The following is a 4952-nucleotide window of genomic DNA, read 5'->3' on the forward strand; positions in this document are numbered from 1 at the left end:
TTCCCGCGGCGGGTGATGGTGGTCTCGACACCGCTTTCCGCCTTGCTTACGAGTTCGCTCAAGTGCGCCTTGGCGTCAGCCAAAGTCACAGCAGCCATGCCGTGCTCCAATTGGTCATCGGGTTGGTCAGATTATATGGCAAATGTGCGACGTTGACCGAGCTCTCCGGGCTGCCGGAGAGAGGCGGGATTGCCCCGCGTCAGGCCAGATTGCGCAGTTCCCGCAGTGCCACCGACAGCATCGCCGCGTCGGTCGTCGTCATCGCGCGCAGTTCCCCGAGCAGCCGCGTCACCCGCTCGACGGCACTGCCGTTCGCTGCCTTCCAGCGCGCGACCAGTTCCGGCACCGTGCCGTCCGCACCCGCGGCGAGCACCTGCGCGCTGACATTGCGCTGCAACCCCGACAGATCATCCTGCATGGCGCCTTTCGCGAGGGTCTGCCAGTAGGTGTCCGCGGGCAGCGCAGCGATGCGCTCCTGCAGCCAGGGAACATCGAGTTCGTCCGACACCGCGAAGTACACGTGCGCCACGGTCTCCACCGGGCACGACGTCACGCTCGCCACTTCCGCCATGTCGAGCGCGGCATACAGGGCGTGCCCGGCCGCCACGCGGCGTGCGACTTCGTTCGGCACGCCCTGCGCCTCGAAGCGAGCGATCCGCGCCGCTTCCTCCGTCGCAGTCCCCATCGGCGCGAGCAGCGGATCAAGGCAGCGGTAGACCGCTTCCACCGCCGGTGCGAAGTGCTCGATGGTCGCCGCCATGTCCTCGTGCAGGCGGCGCGAGCGCAGAAACCACAGTGTCGCGCGGAAGACGAGCTGACCGCATTCGCTCAGCATTTCCGATTGCGCAAGGTCCGGCACCTCGTTGTCCAGCACCTCGATCGATCGCCAGAGGGGCACCAGGCCGAACACCTCGCGCGTCAGCAGGTAGGCGCGCACGATCGCCGGCGGATGCTCTCCACTCGCCTCGGCGATGCGGTGCACGAACGTCGGGCCGACCCGGTTCGCCATGCTGTTCAGAAGGTGCGTGGCGATGATCTCGCGGCGCAGGGGATGGCGCGGCAGGTATGCAGCGTAGGCCTCGCGCACGGCACTCGGAAAGTATCGGGCAAGCGCGGTCGCGCACCAGGGGTCGTCCGGCACGGTTGACGCGATGAGCTCGTCGTACAGCCAGATCTTGGAGTATGCGAGCAGCACTGCCCGCTCCGGATTGAGCAGCCCCTGGTGGTGGCTGCGCCGCTGCGCGATCTCCTCGTCGTCCGGAAGGAACTCGAGCGCACGCTTGATGCGACCGGCCTTTTCCAGGAACTGGACGAAGCGCTGCTCGGCGTCCAGCCACTGCGGCGCGCGACGGCCGGCAACCGACAGCGCCTGGGTCTGGAAGTAGTTGTCCCGCAGCACGAGTTGGCCTACCTCATCCGTCATCGAGGCCAGCAGGTCGTTCCGCCGCTTTTCCGTGAGCTCGCCTTCCGCCACCACGAGACCGAACAGGATCTTGAGGTTGACCTCATGGTCGGACGTGTCGACGCCCGCCGAGTTGTCGATGGCATCGGTGAAAATGCGCCCGCCGGCCATCGCGTACTCCACGCGGCCGAGCTGCGTCAGGCCCAGATTGCCGCCCTCCCCCACCACCTTGCAGCGCAGTTGGCGACCGTCGACGCGCACCGCATCGTTGGCGCGGTCACCGACATCGGCGTGGCTCTCCTGTGCGCTCTTCACGTAAGTGCCGATGCCGCCGTTGTAGAGCAGGTCGACGGGTGCCTTCAGGATGGCCGAGATCAGCTCGTTCGGACTCAGCGACTCGACCTCGAGGTCCAGCACGCGCCGCACCTCGGGCGACAGCGGCACCGACTTCACGCTGCGCGGGTACACGCCACCGCCGGTGGAAATGAACTGTGCCGTGTAGTCCGCCCACGACGAGCGCGGCAATTGAAACAGCCGCTCGCGCTCGAGGAAGCTCGCCTCGGCATCGGGATCGGGATCGAGAAAGATGTGACGGTGATCGAAGGCGGCCACCAGCCGGATGTGCCGGGACAGCAGCATGCCGTTGCCGAAGACATCACCCGACATGTCGCCGATGCCGGCCACGGTAAAGTCGGTCGTCTGCGTGTCGATGCCCATCTCGCGGAAGTGGCGCTTGACCGATTCCCATGCACCGCGCGCCGTGATGCCCATCACCTTGTGGTCGTAGCCGACCGAGCCGCCGCTCGCGAACGCATCGGCGAGCCAGAAGCCGTATTCCTTGCTGACCGCGTTGGCGTAGTCGGAGAAGGTCGCCGTGCCCTTGTCGGCGGCAACCACGAGATAGGGATCGTCCGCGTCATGCCGGTGCACCCGCGGCGGCGGCACCACCCGCCCGCCCACGAGGTTGTCGGTCAGGTCGAGCAGTCCGCGCAGGTAATCCTGATAGCAGGCCACGCCTTCCTTCACGAAGGCTTCGCGGTCGGCCGCCGGCGGCGCCTTCTTGAGCACGAAGCCGCCCTTGGATCCCACCGGCACGATCACCGTGTTCTTGACCATCTGCGCCTTCACCAGCCCGAGGATCTCGGTGCGGAAGTCCTCCGGCCGGTCGGACCAGCGCAGCCCGCCGCGCGCGACGCGCCCACCCCTCAGATGCACGCCCTCGAAGCGCGGCGAGTAGACGAAGATCTCGAACATCGGCTTCGGCTCGGGCAGGCCCGGCACCTGCGAGGGATCGAACTTGAAGGAGAGAAACGTGCGTCGTCGCCCATTCTCGTCGCACCGCCAGTGGTTGGTGCGCAGCGTGGCGAGGATCAGCGCGAGGTACTGGCGCAGGACTCGATCCTCGTTGAGATTGTCGACCCGGTCGAGCGCGCTCTCCAGTGCCCGCACCTGGGAAGCTGCCGCTTCCTCGCTCGCGCGCTCCGGATCGAAGCGCACGCGGAACAGATTCACGAGCATGCGCGCGATCTTCGGGTAGGTCGCCAGGGTCGCCTCGACGAACGCCTGCGACAGCGGAAACGCGATCTGATGCAGATACTTGGCATAAGCGCGCAGCACGGTGATGTCGTCGGCGCCGAGGCGCGCCGCGAGCACGAGCTGGTTGAAGCCGTCGTTCTCCACCGTACCCGCGAAGACGCGCCCGAAGGTCTCTTCGAAGTTCTCGCGCAACGCATCGATTTCGATTTCGGTGCCGTCGCGCGTGGCGAGTCCCAGGTCCTCGATCCACACCGGCGGCGCGCCGTCGGGCGTGATCCGGTACGGCCGCTGCTCGAGCACGGAAAGCCCCATGCGCTCGAGCATCGGCAAGCTCTCGGACAACACGGCCGGGCGTCCGGGATGGAACAGCTTGAGGCGCAAGGTGCCCGGGGAGGCTTCCACCGGGCGGTAGAGATTCATGCCGAGGGTGCCGGTCGCGATCGCCTTCTGCATCCGCTCGATGTCGGGAACGGCGTTGCGCGCCGGGTAGTCCTCCCGATACGCAGCGGGAAATGCGGCACCGAAGCGCCGGCACGCCAGATTGCCGCCCGCTTCCCCCATCGTGTCGAGCAGCGCCTGCCTGAGATCGTCACCCCAGCGCCGCGAGGCGGCGGCAAGACGCTCCTCCAGATCGGCGACCTCGTAGCGCGGGATGTGTCCGGGCCGAGTGCGCACGGTGATGACGATGCGCGCCAGGACCGACTCCGACAGGAACACGTTGAACTCGGAGCTCAGGCCGTTGAACGCCTGCATGAGCACCGCCTGCCATCTGCGCCTCAGCTCGGTGGTGTAATGCTCGCGCGGCGCATAGATCAGGCACACGCAGAAGCGCTCGAAGGCGTCGCGCCGCACGAACAGGCGCAGCCGCTGCCGCTCGCCCAGGTGCAGGATGCCGAGGGCATTCGCCAGCAGCTCGTGCTCGCCGATCTGGAAGAGCTCGTCCCGCGGATAGGTCTCCAGCACGTGCTCCAGCGCCTTGGCCGCATGGCCGCCCGCCGCGAAGCCCGCACGCGCCATCACGTTCGCCACCTTGCGCCGCAGGAGGGGAATCTCGACGGGGTTGGCGCCGTAGACGATGTGGGTGTAGAGGCCCACGAAGCGATGCTCGCCGCAGACCTCGCCCTGCGCGTCGTAGCGCTTGATGCCGACATAGTCGAGATAGCCCGGGCGGTGGACCGTCGAGCGCGAGTTCGACTTCGTCAGCACCAGCAAATCTTTAACACGCGCATACGCGCGGGCTTCGGGCGGCAGCGCCGCGAAGCTGGCCGACGGACCTTCCTCATCCTGTCCGCGCAGGATGCCGAGACCCGAGCCTGGGACGGTGCAGAGCGCGTCGGCGCCGTCGATCCGCTCCAAGTCGCTCAAGCGATAGCCCAGGAACGTGAAGTGACCGCGTCCGAGCCAGCGCAGGAACGCCTGGCCCTCCTCCAGCTCGTCGCCGCCGACGGGAGGGGGTCGCCGGTCGAGGTCGCCGAGGATTTCCTCGAGCCGCCCGAGCATGGTGCGCCAGTCCGCCACGGCGAGGCGCACGTCGTTCAATACCCGCGTGAGGTCTGCCGCCAGCGCCTCCATGCTGTCCGCGTCGGCGAGGCGATCCACCTCGACGTGCATGAAGGATTCGCGCACGCCCTCCGCACCGCTCGTGGCCGGCTCCAGCAGTTGTCCCGCAGCGTCGCGGCGGTTTTGCAGCACCGGGTGGACGAGCAGATGCAGGGCGAGCCCGCTGCGGTTCACCTCCGTCGTCACTGAATCCACCAGGAACGGCATGTCGTCGTTGACGATCTCGACGACGGTATGGGTGGACTGCCAGCCGTGTTCTTCGATGCTCGGGTTGAAAACCCGTACTTTCGGCATGCCCGGCTCGCGACGTCGGGCGAACGCGAGATGGGAAAGCGCCGCGCCGTAAATGTCGGCGGTATCGAGCTCCGCCAGGTCGTCCGGATCCACCTGCCGGTAGTACTCGGCCAGAAAGCGTTCGGTGGCCGCCTGGTCGTCTCCTGGAACCTTCGCGCGC

General features: G+C 67.3%; 2 protein-coding genes. Both read right to left on the reverse strand.

Going from position 1 to position 4952, the window contains the following annotated elements; translation table 11 throughout:
- Positions 1–98, reverse strand: a 98-nt coding sequence (locus tag JNK68_17560; GenBank protein MBL8542152.1) for a type II toxin-antitoxin system prevent-host-death family antitoxin, incomplete at its 3' end; no start/stop codon positions are given.
- A gap of 101 nt (positions 99–199) precedes the next feature.
- Positions 200–4952: NAD-glutamate dehydrogenase (locus tag JNK68_17565; protein MBL8542153.1), on the reverse strand; the 4753-nt coding region annotated here is incomplete at its 5' end.

The organism is Betaproteobacteria bacterium (genome assembly GCA_016791345.1).
Taxonomy (GTDB): domain Bacteria; phylum Pseudomonadota; class Gammaproteobacteria; order Burkholderiales; family JAEUMW01; genus JAEUMW01.